The sequence below is a fragment of the Cypionkella sp. PAMC25878 genome, assembly GCF_058135695.1.
Window position 1 is genome coordinate 271,299 of record NZ_CM176871.1, and the last position, 18,728, is coordinate 290,026.

Below are 18,728 nucleotides of genomic sequence, written 5' to 3' on the forward strand. Positions count from 1 at the left end.
ACACTATGGCCGATATTAGCCTTGAAACCGTCGCCGGAAAGCTGAACCGAGTCGGCTATGACGCGTTTCTGCAGTCTTTGCGCCACGCGAAAAATGAGGGCAACCGCAATGTGGAACTGTCGCATTGGCTGTTCCATATCGTGCAGAACCCAAAATCGGATATTTCCGCGACGCTGAACCATTTCAAACTCGACCGCGCCAAGCTGGAGAAGGATCTGGCTTTGGTGATCGACAGCTTTCGGAAAAACGCCACTGAAATGCCGTCGGTTTCGGAATCGATGACCACGGTGATGGACCACGGCTGGCGCTATGCCACCCTGCTGTTCGGTGAGGCGCAGATCAGGACTGGACATATTCTGGTCGCGGCGCTGAAGGATAAAGAGGCGCGGACCAAGCTGGTGCAGATGTCGAAGGTGTTCGGCGAAATCAACGTCGATACTTTGGTGAATGAGGCGCGGGCGGCGTGGAAAGACTCGGATGAGGAAGACATGCGCCCGATGGACGGCACCGGGGTGGGTCGGGCGGCGGCAGGGGCTGCGGCGGCGGGTGGGCCCACCGGGACCACGGCATTGGATCGGTTCGCGGTGGATATGACGGCGGTTGCGGCATCGGGCAAGATGGACCCGATTGTGGGGCGGGATGAGGAAATCCGTCAAATCATCGACATTCTGTTAAGGCGGCGGCAGAATAACCCGATCCTGACGGGCGAGGCTGGGGTGGGTAAAACCGCCGTGGTCGAAGGCTTTGCGCAACGCTTGGCGGCAGGTGATGTGCCGCCGAAATTGCAGGGCAACAAGCTGTTTATGCTGGATTTAGGGCTGATGCAGGCCGGGGCCAGCATGAAGGGCGAATTTGAGCAACGCCTGCGTTCGGTGATTGACGAGGTGCAGGGCAGCCCGGTGCCGATCATCCTGTTTATTGATGAAATTCATACGCTTATGGGCGCGGGTGGGGCGGCTGGCACCGGCGACGCAGCCAACCTGCTGAAGCCCGCTTTGGCGCGCGGTACCTTGCGCACCGTGGGGGCGACGACTTGGATGGAGTATGCGAAATACTTCGAGAAAGACCCGGCAATGACCCGGCGCTTCCAGCCGATCACCATTGATGAGCCTTCGATTGACCGCGCGTGCTACATGTTGCGCGGGATTCTGGCCCCGATGGAAAAGCACCACGGTGTGCGAATCTCGGATGAGGCCGTGGTGGCTGCAGTGAACCTTTCGGCGCGCTATATCCCGTCGCGGCAGCTTCCCGACAAGGCGGTGTCGCTGCTGGATACCGCTTGCGCACGGGTGGCGATCAGCCAATCGACCACGCCTGCCAAGGTGCAGGATTTGCGGGTGAAAATTCAGGCTTTGGCGTCAGAGATCGCCGCCAAGGAATCGCAGCGCGATCTGGGGGAAGTGAACGAAGACCGCATTAAGGAAGCGCAGGCCGAACAGGCGGTGGCCGAGGCGAAACTGGCGGTGACCGAGGCGATGTATAGTGGCGAAAAAGCGATGGTCGATGAGATTTTGGCCCTGCGCGCCTCGCTGACCGAAGACGGGGCCGATACTGTCAACCTGCGCGATCAGCTTGCGGGCAAGATGACCGGGCTGGAGGAAACCAAGCCGGATGATCGGATGGTTTATTCCCATGTTGATGAGCAATCGGTTGCCTCGATCATTTCCGACTGGACCGGGATTCCAGCGGGGCGGATGGTATCGGACGAATTACAGATGATCCTGACGCTGGGGGATCGGCTGAAAGAACGGGTGATCGGGCAGGATCACGGCTTGGAAATGATCGCCAAGCGGATCGAGACGTCCAGTGCCAAACTGGCGAATCCGAACAAGCCGATTGGGGTGTTTATGCTTTGCGGGCCTTCGGGCGTTGGCAAGACCGAGACGGCACTGGCTTTGGCCGAGGCGGTCTATGGCGGTGAGCAAAATATCATCACCATCAATATGAGCGAGTTCCAAGAGGCCCATACGGTGTCGCTGCTGAAAGGCGCGCCTCCCGGCTATGTTGGCTATGGCGAAGGCGGGCGGCTGACCGAGGCGGTGCGGCGCAAACCACATTCGGTGGTGCTGCTGGACGAGATCGAAAAGGCGCATTCCGACGTGCATGAACTGTTCTTTCAGGTGTTCGACAAGGGCATCATGGAGGACGGCTCGGGGCGGTCGATCAACTTCAAGAATACCCTGATTCTGCTGACCTCAAATGTCGGCACCGAAGTGATCATGGATATGGCGGAGAAGGGCGAAACCAAACCCGCGGTCGAGGATCTGACCGAGGCGATGAAGCCCCACCTGACCCGCGTGTTCCCGCCTGCCCTGCTGGGCCGCATTGTGACGATTCCGTATTTCCCGCTCTCGGCCGATGTTCTGGCGGGCATCGTGAAGCTGAAACTGAAGGCCATCGTGCGCCGGATGAAGGAAAACCACGGCGCGACTATGACCGTGTCGCCCGAGGTGATGGATTATATTGTCGATCAATGCAAAGATCCGGATTCGGGTGGCCGCATGGTCGATAACATCATCACCAACACCATTCTGCCTGACCTCAGCCGCGAGGTGCTGTCGCGCATGGTGTCGCAGACCGAGATGAAAACGGTGGAGATCGTGATGAAAGACGGCAAGATCGGTTACGATTTCGGCTGACATGTGGTGGCAATGTTGGGTGCGTGCTTGCACGCACCCCTTTTATATCGGCGTGCCCAATATCCCTGCGATGATCTTCTGATAGGCCAGCACTTCGGGCGGGGTCGCAGCAACAGTAGGCAATGAACCGCCACCCTTGCGGCTCATCTTCAATTCAGCCCATTCCTTGACATAGGCAATCGTGCGACCTGCAAGGAACGGGTTGGCCTTAACCACACCGCCGCCCATCACATCGGCGACCAGTTGATCATCCTGCGCGCTCAGCACCATGTTCGCGCCCTCGGCCCCCAAGAAATGGCAGAGATAAAGCCGCCCGGCGGTGATTTCATGGCCGCGCGCGCGCAGATAGCTTTCGCCTTCGCGCGCCAAGGCGGTGACCATATCGCGGCTGATGGTGGGATCGGTGCGCAGGGCCAGAAGGCTGGCGCGGTCCATCGTCGAAGCCAGATCGGGGCGGTATTGCTGCATCATCCTCAGCCATGTGCTCTCAATAAACTGGCCTAGACCCACGGCGCTGGACAGCGGATTGGCGGCATCGGCCTTGCCGCCTGATTCGACGCGGATGATCTGATCGACAAGAATTTCCACCGCCGAGCCGCCACCATCCGCCACCACAGTCACCCCACCCACCAGCGGGTCCACGGCCACGCCGTTCTCATACAACTCGAAATGCAGATGCGGCCCGGTGGATTGCCCGGTGGTGCCGATATAGCCGATCAGCTGGCCTGCGGTGACGGCCATGCCCGCCTTGATGCCATCGGCGAAGGCGCTCAGATGCGCGTAGCGGGTTTCCAGATTGCCGGGATGGCTGATCTTGATCAGGTTGCCATAAGTGCCGCCGTCGCCCGCCGCCAAAATGGTGCCGCCGAAAGCCGCGACCACCGGGGTGCCCACCGGGGCTGCCCAATCCGTGCCCTTGTGCAGCTTTAGCACCTTGAGGATCGGGTGCATCCGGGGGCCGAAGCGTGAGGTCAAAACACCTTTGGCCGGGGTGACGAAGCCCGCGCGCAGGGAAACGCCACCGCCCGCAGCCCCGCCGCCGCCGCTGGTGCCGGGGCCGAAGCAAGTGTAATCTTCTCTGCCTGCGGGCTTGTGGACATGGCATTCCAGCACCTTGCCCTCACCCTTGATCGCGGCATACAGCACCTGACCGGGGCCGGAACCCCCCGTACCCGGGTCACGGGAGTAAAGCAAAGTCATCTTATCGCCGGGGGCGGCGAAGCTATCCATATCAAAGGCTTGGCTCATCATCACGATGGTTTCGGCCACTACCGCCGAAGGCACGCCATTGCGGATAGCCGCCGAATAGAACGCATCCAGCATGCGGTATTTGCGGCTGGTGTCCACGTCTGCGGCGACCTGATCGCCCGCGAAGCTGAACAGATCCTCCTCAACCCAAGGATCCGCCGAAGTCACCACATTGCCCGCATCATTCAGTGCCACCGAGCCGAAATAATCGGTCTTGGTGTAAAGCGAGGCCTGCACCGGCACCATCATGCCAGAACGGTTCGCCGCCCGCATCGCGAGAATTTTCCCCGGCCCCAAGCTGGCAAATTCGGGCAGCAGAAGTGCTGCTGCCTCCGCAAAGCGTTTGGCCGCCGTGGCATCCATGCCGTTCTCGGTCATCAGGCCTATCAGATCGGTGGTGTCTTTCAGCCGCAGGAAGGTGTCTTGATAGGGCGGCTTGCGTTGCGCTTCTGGCAGGATGAAATTGACGCTGGTGGTGTTTTCAATCCGGGTTTTCACATAGGTTTCCGGCGTGGTGGTGCCGTCCATATTCTCGCCCCAACTGGCATCACCATCGGCGACGACAATGGTTTCGGCGGGCTGTTCGGATGGCACCTGGGCTTTCGGTAAGGCGGTGGGAGCGCTACGTTGGGCTTGGAAATAGGCGAAATCCTCACGGCTCGACGGCAAAGTGGTGATCAATTTTTCTTCGCCGGTGATCAGATCATCACTCAGCAAAGACAGCTCATCCCCGGCGCGGTCTGCCGGAATATCTATCGGTCGCAGCAACTTACGGGTTTTCTGCGCGGCCCCAGTATCAAACCGCAGCACCATCGGATCGCCTGCAAGATCGACGAAGGCCGAGACATAGGCGGCGGGCGGCGTATCATCGGCCACATCGAGCGGATCATCCGGGGTGCCAACCGTCACCACGCCACCGAAATACAAAGCCACGGCCACGCCGCACAAAGCCAGCAGCGCCGCGACCCACAGTACAACGCGCACCGCGACCGCGTTGCTACGCCGCTGCGCAGATCGGTCGCGCGCCGCTTTGAATCGGGGGTCGATTTCCATGCCAACCTTGCCGGAATAAGCTGAAATACAATCTATGAACCAAGGCCAACCTAGCGCAGCGGGGATCAACTGGCCAGCGGCTCACAAATTGCTAAACTTGTCTAAAATGGTCATCCTCTGTGCTCAAATATCCTCGGGGTGAGGCCGCAGGCCGAGGGGCGGAAAGCCCCTACTGCGTGGCCGCCAAAAACAACGTCCACCTCTGGGTTTTCAGCGTATCGACCTCAATAAACCCCGCCGAAATATCGCCGCGCGACCAGCATTCCGAAATCCCCCGGATCGAAAACTTGCGCGGCGAGACGCACATCTGCGTCGTGCCGTTCAGGATTGGTTGGCCAAACACGTCTTGCGCATAGAGGTAGATGTAGCGGCTCGTCAGTTCTTCTTTGATCACATTGGCGCATTGGTTTGGGCCGATGGTCCACCAACCCTCGGTCTGAAACTCGCCTTCGACATCCTGTCCAATGGCAACGTTCACCACGTCGAAACTTTGGTTGCAGACCGCAAACTCCGCCGCCGCTGGGCTGGCGAGGCAAAGACCGATCAAAAGGGGCAAGGCGCGGATCATGCCGTCAGCATAGCTGCCCTACCCCGCGCCGCAAAGTGGCAAGCGGCGACTTTTCTTGTCGCAAACGCACCGGACATGCCCTGCGATCCTAGCCACGCTGACCGCAACCAAGGAGCCGCCATGCAGATCAAAGCCATTCGTGCCACGCCTGTCCTGATCCCATTGGAAGCACCTTACCTTTGGTCTTATGGCGCGCTGGATGGGTTTACCAAGACGATTGTGGAGGTGGAAACCAGCGACGGTCTGATCGGTATTGCCGAAGCGCCCAGTCATGGCTCTGCCACGATCATCGCGCGGATGGCGGAAGCACTGGTGGGCCATGATCCGCTGGACATGGCGGGGCTAGAGCGGCGGGTTTTGCCGTCGATGCCCGCCAATCATTCGGTGACGGACTACGCGACGCGGGCGGCTTGGGGCGGGATTGAGATTGCGCTGTGGGATCTGCGCGGCAAGCTGTGGGGTCAGCCGGTGGCGAATCTGCTGGGCGGCATTCAGCGCGAGGACATTCCATTCACCGATTTTTTTTCTTACCGCTTGCCGCAGGGAGGTAAGGGCGGCGAGGCCAGTATTCAGGATGTTGTCGACTATTGCCTTTCCCTGCGCGAAGCCCACGGCACGACGTGGTTTGAAGGCAAAGTCTCCGACCCCGATCTCAACGCCAATATCCGGTTGATGCAGGCCCTCCGCGCGGCTTTGGGCCAGGATGCGATGCTGCGGATCGACAGCAATCAGGCGTTCTCGCTGCCGTCGTGTCTGCATCTTGCACCGCCGTTTGAGGAATTGAATATCCGCAACTGGGAGGACCCGACGCCGGACTGGACAGCGATGAAACGGCTGCGCACTCGCACCACAATTCCGTTTTCGGGGCATAATACCGATATCGGCAAGGCGGTGGCCTATGGCGTGCCGGATGCGATTGTGTCGGATGTGGCGGGGTTTGGCGGCTTTTCGGCGATGCTGCGGTTTGTCTCGGCGTGCCAAGGCGCGGGGATTGATTTCTGGTGCTATTCGGGGGGCTCGGGTCTGGAAACCGCCGCCTATCTGCAGGCCTGCGCCGCCCATCCGCATATCCGTGAGCCGAATCAATCTCTGCTGCGCCAGCAGCCGCATGATGTGATCGCGGAAGGGCCGTTCAGCCCGAAGAACAACCATATTGCTTTGCCAAAAGGCCCCGGCCTTGGTGTGACACTGGATGCGGATCGCGTCGCCTATTGCGCGAGGTTGTTGGTGGAAAACGGCGTGCCGAACAAATACCGCGACCCCGCTGTACCGGGGCAGATGCGGCGGATGCCTCTGGTTTGAGCCCTGCGGGCGGGCTAGGCTGGAGGGGCCCTTATCGAGTGTCTGATGCCCACCAACCTTCACCACGCCTGATGTACCCAGCTTGATCGTTCATGCTGGCGAAAGCTGGCATGGTGATGTGGCGTCCGGGCGGTTTGATTTCTTCAAAAAAACTGGCGGCTAAAGCGCAGACCGGGGGATAGCCGCGGGCTTGGCGCAGGCGGGGCAGCCTGCATCGCAGCAGCTTTTGCAAATCCGAATCCATGTTCACCTTCTGATTGGCCCGCGTCAACCGATCCGCCCCGGCATCCTGCGCGCGCTTCCGGGGTATTTGCGCGGGTTTTGGTATCTCGATCAGGTGGGGGTTAATATGACCTCGTCCCTGCCGCGCCGCGCCCTTAGGCTCGATCAGATCGACGCCAAGGTCGCACGGTTTTTCATTAATGGTGTGACGGCGTGGAACCTACGGCGCGGGCCGAGGCGCTGGCTTGAGCGCCAAAAATCGGCTAGGCTGGGCGGTATTATTGACATGAGGTATTGCGATGGCCCCCCGTACTGAGCTTAGCCGTCGGCAGGTGATGCTGACGACATCTGCTGTGATGCTGCCGCTGCCGATCTGGGCGGCCAGTGATGTCGGCGTGGTGGAAACCACCGAGGGTAAAGCTTGGGCCGCGGGGTCACCTGCCCGGGATCTGGTGGCGCAGGCGGCGGTGTTTCTGGGCGATGAGGTTGGCACCGGGGCGGAGTCTCGGCTGACGATGCTGCTGGCGGGTACCACGCGTATTCTGATGGGGCCACAGACCACGCTGACCATTGACCAATTCACCGCCGAGGCGGGGGGCGAGTTGGTGCTGGGCACGGGGGCCATGCTGTTTGACCGCGCCGAGGGCGCGCCGAAAACGCCAGTTCAACTCAACACAGCGTTTGGCCTGATCGCAGTGCGCGGGACACGGTTTTTTGCCGGACCCAGCAAGGATAGGTTCGGGGTGTTTGTCGAGCGCGGTGAAGTGCGGCTGTCTAGCGGCGGGGTGGAGGTGGCGATTCTGCCGGGCTTTGGCAGCGATATTGCGGCACCTGGGGAAACTCCGTCACAGCCAGCAGCTTGGAAACAGGCGCGGATTGCGGCGGCGATGGCTTTGGTGGGGGCTTAGCTGGTGGGCGGGAGCGTATAGGCCGCCACCTTGCCGAAGCCGCGCAACTCGACCTCGCCAATGCTGTGCCATTGCAGCGCAGGAAGTGCCGCGTATAAAGCTGGCCCTGCCAAAAGCGTGACACCAAGGCCTTTGCCCGCTTGCTCCAACCGTGCGGCGATGTTCATCGCGCGACCGTGGGCGGTGTAATCCAGCTTTTCTCCTGCGCCGACATCACCGACCACCAGCACGCCACATTCCATCCCGACGCGGGTGATGCCGAGGCCTTGGTTCTGCGGATCAGCGGCGAATGCAACGCCGTAGGCTTGTAGCGCTTGCCCCGCTTTCACCGCGCGGGCGCAGTGGTCTGGCAGATCGAAGGGGGCGTTGAACAGCACATGTGCGGCATCGCCGACAAACTTGTCCACCATGCCGCCATGGGCGTGGACGATCAGGGTCAGCCCGGCGAAATAGCGGTCGAGGATGGCGATCAGATCGGTGGGCGACAGCGCGTCGGCATAGGGCGAGAAACCCGCGATGTCGGTGAACAAAGCGGTGATCTCGCGCGCCTCGCCGGGCAGACGGCTGAGGCCGGGTTGGGCGGCGATCCGCGCCACCACGGCGGGCGAGAGATGCCGCTCAAACCGCCGCCGCAGGACTTGGGCATGGCGGCGGGCGGCCAGCATCGCGGCGGCGGTGGCGGTGAGGCCCGTGGCGAGCGGCAGCAGAGCAGGGTTGATCGGGTCGAGTGCAAGGCCCGCGCGCAGCCAAAGTGCGGTGGCGGCGATGGCCCAGAGCAAGGGGAGCGCGAGTGCCACGCCCATCGCCTTCGTGGCGGAACCAGTTGTAGCCACCAAAAGCGCCAGAAGGGTCATTGTCGCAGCGGCAACGATCTCGGCCCATGCGGCCCAAGCCGGGCGCAGCAGAAGGTCGCCAGAAAGCATGGTTTCGATCGCATCGGCTTGGATCTGCACCGAAGGCGCAAGCGGTGTTACAGCCGTGGGGCGCAAGGAGGCCGCCTGCGGCGCGCTGAGGCCCAGCAAGACGATTTTTGCGGAAAAATCGTGGTCTTGTGACAGAGCTTGCGCCAAGCTGATGGTCCGGTTGTGCCATTGGGTGGGGTCTGTCGGGCGGATGCGCAGGTCAGCTTGGGTGCCGAGAGGCAGGACAATCGCACCGAGGCTCAAGTTACCTTGCCCGATGCGCAGCGCGCTGGCCGCTTCGGACAGTCGCACAATTTCGGCAGCAAAACCGGGGGCGGGGGATTGATCTGCCAGCACCAGCAGGGGCACGCGACGGACCCTGCCCTGTGCCTCCCCGCGCAGGGCGCTGACGCCTAGGCCCGCTGCGGTCAGGGTTGAGGCTTCTAAGCCATTGGCAAACCATGGCTGCGTTGGCACCGGCGGGCCGGACGACAGCAGCGGGGCCAACGGTGGCACGGGGGCAGATTGATTGGACAAAGCGGCGGCGAGAACCGTTGGTACGCGGGACAAAGCGATTTGCAGAGCGTCATCGCCATCGGTCAGGGCCTTGCCCCCGGGCACATCGGACAAGGCCAGTGGTCCGGCGGGATCGCGGCCGGAGAGCACCAGATCGAGGCCCAGAACATTGGGATTTTGGGCAGCGATCTGGTCGATCACCCGCGCCAATCTGGTCCGTGGCCACGGCCAGCGGCCAAGTTGGGCTAAATCTTGTGCCGTGATCTCAATCACTTGCACTTGACCCGATGGTGCTGCCGCAGTCGCGGCTAGGCCCACATCAAGCGTCGCCTCGCGCAGATCACGCAAGCGGTCGGGCATCGCCAAAGCCACAGCACCCGCCACCAGCAGCGCCACAAAACCTGCGCGCAGGGCAGCCCGTTCAATCTGCATCGGGTTCGGCCAAGGCTTGCAGCGCGGGAATGTCGCAATCCCAACCGTCTGGCCCTTTGATCAATGCGCCCGCTTCAGCCAGCGCCAAAAGCGCGCGGTTGACCTTGGGGCGGCTGGCGCCCAGCACGGTGGCGAGTTCGGTCTGGCTGATCTCTAGCCGCAGGGTGGCGCGGCTGGGCAGATCGAGACCGTTCAACTGCCGCAAGGTGAACAGCAGGAACCGCGCGGCACGGGCTTCGAGCGGGTAGAGCGCGATGGATTCCAACTGTTCAGTCGTCTCGCGCAGGCGGCGGCTGAGGTAGCGTGCCACGCCCATGGTCAGGGCGGGGTGCTTGCTGGCGAGCGCCTCGTAACTTCGACGGGCGAGGACATAGCCTGTGGTGTTCAGCACCGCGGTGGCATCTGCCGAGCGGGGGTCTTGATCGAACAGCGCCAATTCGCCCAAAGTATCGCCCGCTTCGGCATGGCGCAGGGTCAGTTCGCGGCCAGCTTGGGTGATCAGCGACAGCCGCACGCGGCCCGATTTCAGCGCCAGCAACCATTCGCCCGCATCGCCACGCTGAAAGATCGCCTCGCCCGCTGCCCAGCGCTGCGGGGTGGCGGCGGCATCAATGTACGCAAGCACCGCATCGGGCAGATCCTGAAACAGCGGGAAAGACCGCCAGAAGCTTGGTTTTTCGCGTGAGGGCGGTGCAAGGCTCATCCGGGCTCCGAAGCTTTTGGCAAACTTCGCCTGCCCTGTAATTTCACGCAAGGGTTTGCACACAAGACCCCTGTTCCGCAGGGAACAGCCGCCCGCGCCGCCGCATGGCATTCAAACCTTACGACGGCAATCACGCCGCGTGGCACAGTTTTGATGGAGATTAAAATGGCATCCCTTTTTGGCAAATCCGGCACCCTTGGCAATGACTCGGAAGTCACCGATGGCACTTTGGGCGTCTTGAACGATGTGATTTCCGGTCTGACCGGCAATGACACGCTGTTTTCCTACGTTGGCGACGACACCCTGTCGGGCGGCGAAGGCAATGACGTGCTACACGACGAGGCTGTGCTGGGGGTTTCCGGCAATGACAATCTGAACGGCGATGATGGCAATGACACGCTGTTCGGCGGGCTTGGCAATGACACTCTAAACGGTGGCGCGGATACCGATACCGCCACCTACAGCAGCTCGACCGCTGCGGTGAATGTCGATCTGAATCGTACGGTGCAAAGCGGTGGTTTTGCGCAGGGCGACCATTTGATCAGCATCGAGAATGTGAATGGCTCGGGCTTTGCCGACCGTTTGGTGGGCAACAGCCTAGCCAATCAGTTGCAAGGCTTGAGCGGCAATGACAGCATCTTTGGCGGCTCTGGCAATGACAGTATCTTTGGCGGCAGCGGGCGTGACAGCCTTGATGGCGGCAACGACAATGACCTGATCGACGCGGGGTCCGACAATGACACGGTGTCCGGGGGGGCTGGCAATGACCAGATGTTTGGCGGCTCGGGTCGTGACGCGATGAGCGGCGGCAGCGGCAATGACCGGATGGATGGGGGCACCGATGCCGATACGATGGCAGGCGATACAGGTAACGACAGCATCACTGGCGGCAGCGGCAATGATGTGCTGACGGGCGGCTTGGACAATGACAGCCTTGACGGTGGGGAGGGCGATGATCGGCTGGATGGCGGCGCGGGCAATGATCTGGTGCGCGGCGGCATTGGCAACGATACCGTGCTGGCCAGCTCGGGCGACACGTTGTTTGGCGACACCGGCACCGACACGTTGGATTTCACCAATATGTCTACGCTGTTTCAGGTGATCGGCGGCAACAATCAGATCAACCTTGTGACCGGAACCTTCGGCAGCACCAGCTTCGCGGGCTTTGAAAATGTGATCGGCACCAGCAATGTGGACACGATCAGCGGCAGTTCGGTGGCAAACCGGTTGGACGGCATGGGCGGCAGCGATACCATCCTCGGCGGCTTTGGCAATGACACCATTTTGGGCGGTGACGGCGCGGATAGCATCGAAGGCGGCTTTGATGCGGACCAACTGTTTGGCGGCGCAGGCAATGACCTGATCTTCGGCGGCAGCAGCAGCGACACGTTGGACGGAGACTCGGGCAATGATGTGATGAGTGGCGGTTCCAGCGATGATCGGCTGAACGGCGACTCGGGCGACGATCAGATGCATGGCGATAGCGGCAATGATGTGATGAACGGCGGCACGGGCAATGACGTGATGGCTGGAGATAGCGGCAACGACGTGATGACGGGCTTTCTGGGCAATGACACCCTAACGGGCGGTGATGGCAACGACTCCATCGATGGCAGCTTAGACAATGATCGGGTTGAGGGGGGTGCGGGTGCCGATCTGCTAAGCGGTGGCACCGGCAACGATGTGCTGATCGGTGATGCCGGGGCGGATGTGCTGACCGGGGGCAGTGGCGCGGATGTGTTTGTGTTCCGCGCTGCCACCGACTCGCTGAACCAGTTGGGCGGGGCTGATCTGATCACCGACTTCCAGATTGGCATCGACAAGCTGGACTTCACCGGGCTTGACGCCGATCCAACCACCGCCGGAGATCAGGCCTTTGCCTTGGTTTTGGGTGGCAATGCCGCAGGCACCATCCATATCGAGAAGTTCGGCGTCGGAGCCGATGCGATCACCCAGATCGCGGTCAATCTGGATGGCGACGGCAACCCCGATCTGATCGTGCAACTGACGGGGAACCTGAACTTGGGCGCGGGCGACTTCCTGCTCTGACCCTTGCGCACTGCAAATGCAACGCCCCGGCCTGGCCCGGGGCGTTTTTGATTTGGGTTTGAGGGGCTATCGGCGGCCAAACATCCGTAAAGCGTTCGGGCCGAGGCATGCCCCGGCCCGAACAGGTTTGGGGTGTTGGGAGAAGTCAACACCCTGGGAAATGCTTGGCTCAGGCGCGTTTGGCTGGCTGACCGCCCTGCGCGGTCGTATAACCCTCAATCTCGGCCTCCAGTGTCGCCATTGAAGCCCCGCCCGCCATCAGGTCGGTGATTTCTTCGCGGGTTTTGTCGCCTTTGCGGAAATCGGCGGCAATCGCCCCCCGGATCAGCACGGCAAAATGATCGCCAACCGCCATGGCGTGCATCACTTGATGGGTGATGAAGATCACCGCCAAGCCACGCCGTTTGGCCTCATTGACGATGCGCAGCACATGGGTGGCCTGTTTGACGCCCAAGGCTGCGGTGGGTTCATCCAGGATCAGCACCCGCGCGCCAAAGTGAACGGCGCGGGCGATGGCCAAGGATTGCCGCTCGCCGCCAGAAAGCCCGCCCACCAAACGGTCGCCATCGGTGATGCGGGTGATGCCAAGGCGCTGCACGGCATCCACCGCGATGGCGTTGGCCCTTTTGCGGTCATAGATTTTGAACGGGTCCCAGCCTTTGGTGGGCTCGACCCCGACGAAAAAGCTGCGCCCGATCGACATCAACGGAAAAGTGCCGCCGAATTGGTGAACCGTAGCAATGCCATGATCTGCGGCCTCGCGCGGGCTGCTGAACTTTACCGGCGCGCCGTCCATCTCGATGCTGCCGCTGCTGGGTTGATGTACGCCCGACAACAGACGGATCACTGTGGATTTCCCGGCACCGTTATCGCCCAGCAGGCACAGCACTTCGCCCGCGCGCAGATCAAGGCTGATGTCGTGGAGAACGTCGATGGGGCCGAAAGATTTGTTGACGCCTTTCAGGCTGAGGATCGGCGCGGTCATGCCTTGGCTCCTTTTTTCTTCGGGGCATAGGACAACGCCATCTTGCGGAAAGTGTTGTTCATCAGGACCGCCAGCAGCAAAAGCACACCGATGATCAGGCTGGCCCAATTTGCATCAAACGGGGTGTAATAGATGCCTTGACTGACCACCGCAAAGGTCAGAGTGCCAAGGATGATCCCCACCACCGATCCATAGCCTCCGGTCAGCAGCACGCCGCCGACCACAACCGAAATGATCGCGTTGAAGATATAGGATTGCCCCGCAGACACTTGGGCCGAGTTGTAGAGGATGGCCTGGCTTACGCCAACAAAGGTGGCGCTGGCCCCGCTGCACATGAACAGCAGGATTGTCATCCAGTCGGTCGGAATACCTGCATTACGCGCGGACACCTTGTCACCGCCCATGGCGAAGATCCAGTTGCCAAAGCGGGTGAAGTGCAACAGGAAACCCCAAAGCAGCGCGGCGGCGATCCACCACAAAATGGTGACTTGGAATACGCCACCGATGAAGCGGCCCAGCAGCCATTTCGCCTCGGGCCCGGCCTTCAGCGCGACCGAAGTGGTGCCGGTGACCAAAACCGACAGACCGAGCGTGAGGCCAGCCACCGCGAACAGCGTGCCAAGGGTAACGATAAAGCTGGGAACGGCAGTGCGCACCACCAGCAGGCCGTTGATCAGGCCAACAAATGCCCCGAGTGCCAAGGCAGCCCCAATCCCTAGCAGGATCGGCATGTGAAAATGCCCCGAAATGATCGCAACCATCATCGACCCTGCGGGCACCAAGGAACCGATGGAAATATCCAGCTCTCCGGCGATCATCAGCAGGCCGATGGGGATGGCAATAATACCCAGCGCCGCAGCCACATTCAGCCAAGACGCAGCCCCACCGATTGAGGCAAAGTTGGTGCCGCCAAAGAAGGTGAAAAAGCCGAACACGGCAGCAAGTCCCAGGAAAGAGCCTGTCTCGGGGCGGCGCAGCAAGGCACCGATGGAAAGTGAGGTGGTGGTGGTCATATACGGATTCCCGTCGATGCAGATCCAAGACCATGCCGCGCAGCGTCGCGTATGTCTCAGACCATGGGTCTTGAAATGTCCGGCCCCGTCGCAATCTTGCGGGACCGGACGGCGGATGAAAGCTTAGCGGAACCCAGCCGCAGCGCCAGCGATGGTGGCGTCAACATTGGCGCTATCGACAATGCCCGGCCCGGTCAGCACCGGAGCGGTGGCAATCGCGGTGCCAAAGCTGACATAGGCATCCGCCATCGACACGGCGAGAAAGCCTTGCAGCCACGGCTGTTGATCGACCGCAAACAGTTGCGTGCCCGCCTTGATACGGTCCAGCCCCGCGCCGTCCATATCGAAGGACGCGAGTTGCACCTTTGCCGTCAGGGCTGCCTGCTCGATCCCCGTGGCCGCAGAATTGGCATCCGCTGCCGAAATGGTGGCCACGCCGTTGATGGTGGAGTCTTTCATCAGGGTCGCCTTGATCGCTTCGGCCACCGCTGTCGGATCGCCAAAGCTGGAGGCTGGCAGCGGCAGTTGGGTGGAAACACCACCCTCCTTGGCGATGCCGTCCGCCACGCCCTTGCAGCGGTCTTCAAGGTTCTGCGCACCCGGAACGGTGTTGACACAGATCACGTTTTTGAAGCCATGGCTGCCGAAATAAGCCCCTGCTGCCAAACCTGCCGGATACTCTTCGTTGCCGATGTAGTTGATCGCGCCCAACTCTTTGGCTTTATCCGCGCCACCCGAGTTATACAGCATCACCGGGATTCCGGCATCCATGGCAGCCTTGATCGCCTCGTCCTCCGCATCGGGCACCCAGTTTGGCACCGCAATCACCGAAGCGCCCTGCGAAATCGCGGTGCGCACCAGATTTGCCGCGTCGCCGCCGATGTTGTCATAGTTTTGCAGCATCAGATAATTGACCGTGCCACCATGGGCCGCCACCACCAATGTGGCATCATCAATGCCCTTTTTGACCTTGGCAAAAAACGGGTCGTCCGCCTTGCCACCGACCACCGCAATGCTGACGCCTTCGGCCAGTGCAGCTTGCGCGCCAAAGGCCAGAACCGTCGCCATCAGAGCGGTCTTCATGCTCAGTTTCGGGAATTTCATGGTCGCATCTCCTCCGAGTTGCCGCCGTTGTGGGCGGATATTGGGTGTTATGGGTCGCTGGGCGCTGGGGGATCTCTCCTCCTCCCGCAGTGCCTTTCGGTGATCGACTTTAGCTGCCCGTCGTCGAATTGGTGTTGTTCACCTTCGCGTTGGCTTTGGCGCGGGTGCGTTGGAACCGCACTTCCATCCGAGCTTCACCATCAGCCGAGCCGTCATGCCATGTGCCGAACCATTGGTCGAAGGGCACCATGCCGTCAGAGTAGTTCACCTCAAAATACTTATGGTGCAGATAGTGGGCATATGCGTGGCTATCCATTGCGGCCTCGCCCGCCTCGATCTTGTCAAAGCCGATGTGGCCGACCACAGCACCCGTACCAGTGACTTGCAGATGATAGAGAATCAACAGCGGGTGCGACGGCAGCACCAGATGGATCAGAATATCCGACCAATACAGCAGGTGTTCGACCGGATGCATCGACAGGCTGGACCACGGCGAGGGGTTGACCGAGTTGTGGTGGACCGAATGCACCCATTTATACAGGAACGGCGTGTGGATCAGCCGGTGGATGCAGAAGAAATGCGCCTCGTGAAACAGCGGGATGATCGCAAGCAGCGCGATCAGGGCCCAGGGGTGTGCCTCGAACGTGGTCCAGGGGCCAAAGCCATGCGCCCAAGCATAGAGCATCCCGACTTCATAAGCAGTCCAGATCGGCACGCCTGTGCCAAAACTGCGGATGATGTTGTCGATATTCTGGCTTTTGAACAGGAACACATCCGATTTCTTATCCGCCGGGAACAGAGCGTTGAATTTAAAGCGGTTTCCCTGTGCGCGACGGACATAAAGCCGCAGCTCCAGCGCGCCATAGAACAGGAACACAAGGGCGGCGTTGCGGAGCAGAATGAACGCGATCCATGTCCAGTGCAGGGTTTGCAGCGTTTCCTTGGAGGGCGTCAGATAGAACCAGATCACCGCGGCAAAGCCCATGAACAGCGCGTTCCATGGCAAGATGTAATGCGGCAACCAAGCGAGCAATTTCAGTGGCTTTGGTGGCCAGACGATGATTGGGGCCACCTGCAATGGCGTGCCGGGTGAAAAATCCCCGCGCTTGTTGCGCTTGCCAAATTTCAGATCGTCCATCCATCCCCCCACCGTCTCAAACCGTGCTTTGGTGCCTGTCTTGCAGCCGACGCTTGGCCAAATGCCTTGCGCCGTTCTAGAACTGCTTGACATCTTGTCGCAGTGGATAGTTGATTGAAATCCATCAGGCTTGCTGCACTCTTTTGACCTTAAATCGCTAAACTTTTGGAATTATGACCGAAAATAACCGAACCCCTCGCATCACTTTGGCCGATGTCGCCCAGCTTGCCGGGGTTGGCAGCGCCACTGTGGACCGTGTGATCAACGAGCGTGGCAATGTCTCGGATGAGGTGCGCCAACAGGTTTTGCAGGCGGCGCGCAGCTTGGGGCTTAGGCGGATGCTGCCGGTCAGCCATCACCGCATGGTGCGGATCAACGTCATTCTCGCCCGCCCCGAACTGCCGCTGATCCGCCGCATGGGGGTGGAGTTTCGCCGTCTGTCAGACCGCATGGATCATTCGGTTGCAATCCATCGCACTACGCTTGAGAACGAAGCCCCGGCGACGATTGCGCGGGCGCTGTTGCGCAGCCCCTGCGATGCGGCGATTGTTTATGCCCAAGATCACCCGCAGATCCACGCGGCCATCGCTGAACTGGCCGCGCGCGGCAAACCCGTGGTGACGATGATTTCAGACCTGCCGGGGTCAGCGCGTCTGGCCTATGCCGGGACTGACCACGCTAAGGCGGGGCGTTCGGCAGGATATTTCCTGTCACGCATGACCACACCCGGCCCTGTGATAGTGCTGTGCAACCATCTGGGATTTCAGTCGCATGCCGAGCGCGTGCGCGGGCTGACGGCGTATCTGGCCGCCCATGCGGCGGAGTTTCCCATTGTTAAGATTGTTGAGGGCGGCGATGATATGGTGCGGTCCGAGGCCCGGCTGAAAGACGCTTTACGCCGCCATCCCGAAGCTGTGGCGATCTACAATGTGGGGGCTGCCAATCGCGGTGTGGTGGGCGCAATCCGCGCAGGGATTGCCCTTAGGCCGCCGGTGTTCATCGGGCACGAGTTGACCGCTTTCACCTATCAAAGCCTGCGCGACGGGCTGATGACCCTGACTATCGACCAAAGCCCGGAATTGCAGGCGCAATTCGCCATTGACGTGCTGCTGAACCACTTCGCTTTCGCCGAGGCCACCCATATCGCGCCGCCCTATGCCTCGACCGTGCCAATCGTGCTGTACGGGCCAGAAAACCTGCCCGACAAGGCACCGGACTAGCCTAGATTGTGCCTGCACACGCGGCCAACCATGTGGCCATCGCGCGGCGCAAATTGGCTGCGTCTTCGGGTGTATAGTCGCGCGGATCAGCGCCGAAAATGCCATGTAGGCTATGGCTGGGTGCATGGCGCTGCGGGCCGAATGGATCTTCGCCTGCCTCATCAGGCTGCGGGGGGGACAGCATTGTGATGTCCACGGCCTTCGGATGAAACGCCGCCAGCAGTGTGGTTTCAAACCGCCCCGCGTGATCGGGCGGCAGCGGCGCATCTGCATTGCCGTTGACGCCCAACGCCAAGGCTTGCAATGGCCCCTTCTGCGCGTTCCAGTCGGCGGCAAGCTGCGCAATCATCGCCAATTGCTCATCGGCGAAATGACCGGTGAACAGCACAGCTTGCCGTACACCAAAGGTCTGCAATCGAGTCAGGGTCTGCTCTAGGATGCCGAATATCTCGGTCTGTACTGGCATCATCACCGTCCATGGATAACCGCCATGACCGCCGCCCGTGCCCCACCACAGCGGCGGATAGACCAGCCCGCCCGCGATCTCTGCCGCGTCCAGACAAAGGCCGTGCGCCTGCAAGCCATCCAGACCCACGGGCAAATGCTGGCTGTGGTATTCAATCGTTCCGAGCGGCAGCCAAACCCGTGGGCAACGGGCGATTTCCGCGGCAATCTGGCCGGGTCGCAGCAGTTCTAATTGGCGTGTCATGACCATCCTATGGGTCG

Annotated in this window: 15 protein-coding genes; 5 read left to right on the plus strand and 10 right to left on the minus strand. The window is 61.0% G+C overall.

All coding sequences use genetic code 11. From position 1 onward, the window contains the following. Nucleotides 1–5 precede the first annotated feature (5 nt). Nucleotides 6–2,639 carry a type VI secretion system ATPase TssH gene (gene tssH, locus ACS5RD_RS01285; RefSeq protein WP_489929655.1) on the plus strand — a complete coding sequence of 878 codons (2,634 nt, stop codon included), beginning with the start codon at nt 6–8 and terminating at the stop codon, nt 2,637–2,639. 42 nt (nt 2,640–2,681) lie between these two features. Here tssH and ACS5RD_RS01290 read toward each other — a convergent pair whose 3' ends face one another. Both ACS5RD_RS01290 and ACS5RD_RS01295 read right to left on the minus strand, forming a co-directional pair. Next, nucleotides 2,682–4,940: a peptidoglycan DD-metalloendopeptidase family protein gene (locus tag ACS5RD_RS01290; RefSeq protein WP_489929656.1), complete on the minus strand. Its 2,259-nt coding sequence runs from the start codon at nt 4,938–4,940 to the stop codon at nt 2,682–2,684. Between the two features lie 169 nt (nt 4,941–5,109). Then, nucleotides 5,110–5,508, minus strand: a complete 399-nt coding sequence (locus ACS5RD_RS01295) for a DUF1036 domain-containing protein (protein ID WP_054008459.1) — start codon at nt 5,506–5,508, stop codon at nt 5,110–5,112. A gap of 120 nt (nt 5,509–5,628) precedes the next feature. Between ACS5RD_RS01295 and ACS5RD_RS01300 the strand changes: the two genes are divergently transcribed. Next, entirely contained in the window at nt 5,629–6,810 is a 1,182-nt protein-coding gene (locus ACS5RD_RS01300) for a mandelate racemase/muconate lactonizing enzyme family protein (protein ID WP_489929657.1), read from the plus strand. A gap of 31 nt (nt 6,811–6,841) precedes the next feature. Here the strand turns inward: ACS5RD_RS01300 and ACS5RD_RS01305 are convergent, their stop codons facing one another. Continuing rightward, nucleotides 6,842–7,054: a hypothetical protein gene (locus ACS5RD_RS01305; RefSeq protein ID WP_489929658.1), complete on the minus strand. Its 213-nt coding sequence runs from the start codon at nt 7,052–7,054 to the stop codon at nt 6,842–6,844. 277 nt (nt 7,055–7,331) lie between these two features. On the opposite strand from ACS5RD_RS01305, the gene ACS5RD_RS01310 reads away from it, so the two are divergent. After that, nucleotides 7,332–7,940, plus strand: a complete 609-nt coding sequence (locus ACS5RD_RS01310) for a FecR domain-containing protein (RefSeq protein WP_489929659.1) — start codon at nt 7,332–7,334, stop codon at nt 7,938–7,940. Here the strand turns inward: ACS5RD_RS01310 and ACS5RD_RS01315 are convergent. Beyond that, nucleotides 7,937–9,790 carry a CHASE2 domain-containing protein gene (locus ACS5RD_RS01315; protein ID WP_489929660.1) on the minus strand — a complete coding sequence of 618 codons (1,854 nt, stop codon included), beginning with the start codon at nt 9,788–9,790 and terminating at the stop codon, nt 7,937–7,939. The two genes, ACS5RD_RS01310 and ACS5RD_RS01315, sit on opposite strands and share 4 nt — an antisense overlap. Next, on the minus strand, nt 9,780–10,493 hold the full coding sequence (locus tag ACS5RD_RS01320; RefSeq protein ID WP_489929661.1) for a Crp/Fnr family transcriptional regulator: 714 nt from the start codon (nt 10,491–10,493) through the stop codon (nt 9,780–9,782). Before ACS5RD_RS01320 ends, ACS5RD_RS01315 begins: the two co-directional genes overlap by 11 nt. Nucleotides 10,494–10,658: 165 nt before the next feature. Between ACS5RD_RS01320 and ACS5RD_RS01325 the strand changes: the two genes are divergently transcribed. Continuing rightward, nucleotides 10,659–12,542 carry a calcium-binding protein gene (locus ACS5RD_RS01325; RefSeq protein WP_489929662.1) on the plus strand — a complete coding sequence of 628 codons (1,884 nt, stop codon included), beginning with the start codon at nt 10,659–10,661 and terminating at the stop codon, nt 12,540–12,542. Between the two features lie 169 nt (nt 12,543–12,711). Here the strand turns inward: ACS5RD_RS01325 and ACS5RD_RS01330 are convergent, their stop codons facing one another. The 4 genes from ACS5RD_RS01330 to ACS5RD_RS01345 all read right to left on the minus strand — a co-directional run bounded on the left by ACS5RD_RS01330 (nt 12,712) and on the right by ACS5RD_RS01345 (nt 16,782). Then, nucleotides 12,712–13,527 carry an ATP-binding cassette domain-containing protein gene (locus ACS5RD_RS01330; RefSeq protein ID WP_489929663.1) on the minus strand — a complete coding sequence of 272 codons (816 nt, stop codon included), beginning with the start codon at nt 13,525–13,527 and terminating at the stop codon, nt 12,712–12,714. Beyond that, nucleotides 13,524–14,540, minus strand: coding sequence for an ABC transporter permease (locus ACS5RD_RS01335; protein WP_489929664.1), 1,017 nt, complete (start codon nt 14,538–14,540; stop codon nt 13,524–13,526). Before ACS5RD_RS01335 ends, ACS5RD_RS01330 begins: the two co-directional genes overlap by 4 nt. A gap of 123 nt (nt 14,541–14,663) precedes the next feature. Beyond that, on the minus strand, nt 14,664–15,644 hold the full coding sequence (locus ACS5RD_RS01340; RefSeq protein WP_489929665.1) for a substrate-binding domain-containing protein: 981 nt from the start codon (nt 15,642–15,644) through the stop codon (nt 14,664–14,666). Nucleotides 15,645–15,753: 109 nt separating this feature from the next. Further along, nucleotides 15,754–16,782: a sterol desaturase family protein gene (locus ACS5RD_RS01345; protein WP_489929666.1), complete on the minus strand. Its 1,029-nt coding sequence runs from the start codon at nt 16,780–16,782 to the stop codon at nt 15,754–15,756. 173 nt (nt 16,783–16,955) lie between these two features. Here ACS5RD_RS01345 and ACS5RD_RS01350 point away from each other — a divergent pair, with 173 nt between their 5' ends. Beyond that, nucleotides 16,956–18,002, plus strand: a complete 1,047-nt coding sequence (locus tag ACS5RD_RS01350) for a LacI family DNA-binding transcriptional regulator (protein WP_489929667.1) — start codon at nt 16,956–16,958, stop codon at nt 18,000–18,002. 1 nt (nt 18,003) lies between these two features. On the opposite strand, the gene ACS5RD_RS01355 is transcribed toward ACS5RD_RS01350, so the two are convergent. After that, nucleotides 18,004–18,711: a creatininase family protein gene (locus ACS5RD_RS01355; RefSeq protein WP_489929668.1), complete on the minus strand. Its 708-nt coding sequence runs from the start codon at nt 18,709–18,711 to the stop codon at nt 18,004–18,006. Nucleotides 18,712–18,728 lie beyond the last annotated feature (17 nt).

Bases quoted from the DNA above. Each gene is read 5' to 3' on its own strand.
- tssH (WP_489929655.1), top strand. From the start codon at position 6: ATGGCCGATATTAGCCTTGAAACCGTCGCCGGAAAGCTGAACCGAGTC.
- ACS5RD_RS01290 (WP_489929656.1), bottom strand. From the start codon at position 4,940: ATGGAAATCGACCCCCGATTCAAAGCGGCGCGCGACCGATCTGCGCAG.
- ACS5RD_RS01295 (WP_054008459.1), bottom strand. From the start codon at position 5,508: ATGATCCGCGCCTTGCCCCTTTTGATCGGTCTTTGCCTCGCCAGCCCA.
- ACS5RD_RS01300 (WP_489929657.1), top strand. From the start codon at position 5,629: ATGCAGATCAAAGCCATTCGTGCCACGCCTGTCCTGATCCCATTGGAA.
- ACS5RD_RS01305 (WP_489929658.1), bottom strand. From the start codon at position 7,054: ATGGATTCGGATTTGCAAAAGCTGCTGCGATGCAGGCTGCCCCGCCTG.
- ACS5RD_RS01310 (WP_489929659.1), top strand. From the start codon at position 7,332: ATGGCCCCCCGTACTGAGCTTAGCCGTCGGCAGGTGATGCTGACGACA.
- ACS5RD_RS01315 (WP_489929660.1), bottom strand. From the start codon at position 9,790: ATGCAGATTGAACGGGCTGCCCTGCGCGCAGGTTTTGTGGCGCTGCTG.
- ACS5RD_RS01320 (WP_489929661.1), bottom strand. From the start codon at position 10,493: ATGAGCCTTGCACCGCCCTCACGCGAAAAACCAAGCTTCTGGCGGTCT.
- ACS5RD_RS01325 (WP_489929662.1), top strand. From the start codon at position 10,659: ATGGCATCCCTTTTTGGCAAATCCGGCACCCTTGGCAATGACTCGGAA.
- ACS5RD_RS01330 (WP_489929663.1), bottom strand. From the start codon at position 13,527: ATGACCGCGCCGATCCTCAGCCTGAAAGGCGTCAACAAATCTTTCGGC.
- ACS5RD_RS01335 (WP_489929664.1), bottom strand. From the start codon at position 14,540: ATGACCACCACCACCTCACTTTCCATCGGTGCCTTGCTGCGCCGCCCC.
- ACS5RD_RS01340 (WP_489929665.1), bottom strand. From the start codon at position 15,644: ATGAAATTCCCGAAACTGAGCATGAAGACCGCTCTGATGGCGACGGTT.
- ACS5RD_RS01345 (WP_489929666.1), bottom strand. From the start codon at position 16,782: ATGGACGATCTGAAATTTGGCAAGCGCAACAAGCGCGGGGATTTTTCA.
- ACS5RD_RS01350 (WP_489929667.1), top strand. From the start codon at position 16,956: ATGACCGAAAATAACCGAACCCCTCGCATCACTTTGGCCGATGTCGCC.
- ACS5RD_RS01355 (WP_489929668.1), bottom strand. From the start codon at position 18,711: ATGACACGCCAATTAGAACTGCTGCGACCCGGCCAGATTGCCGCGGAA.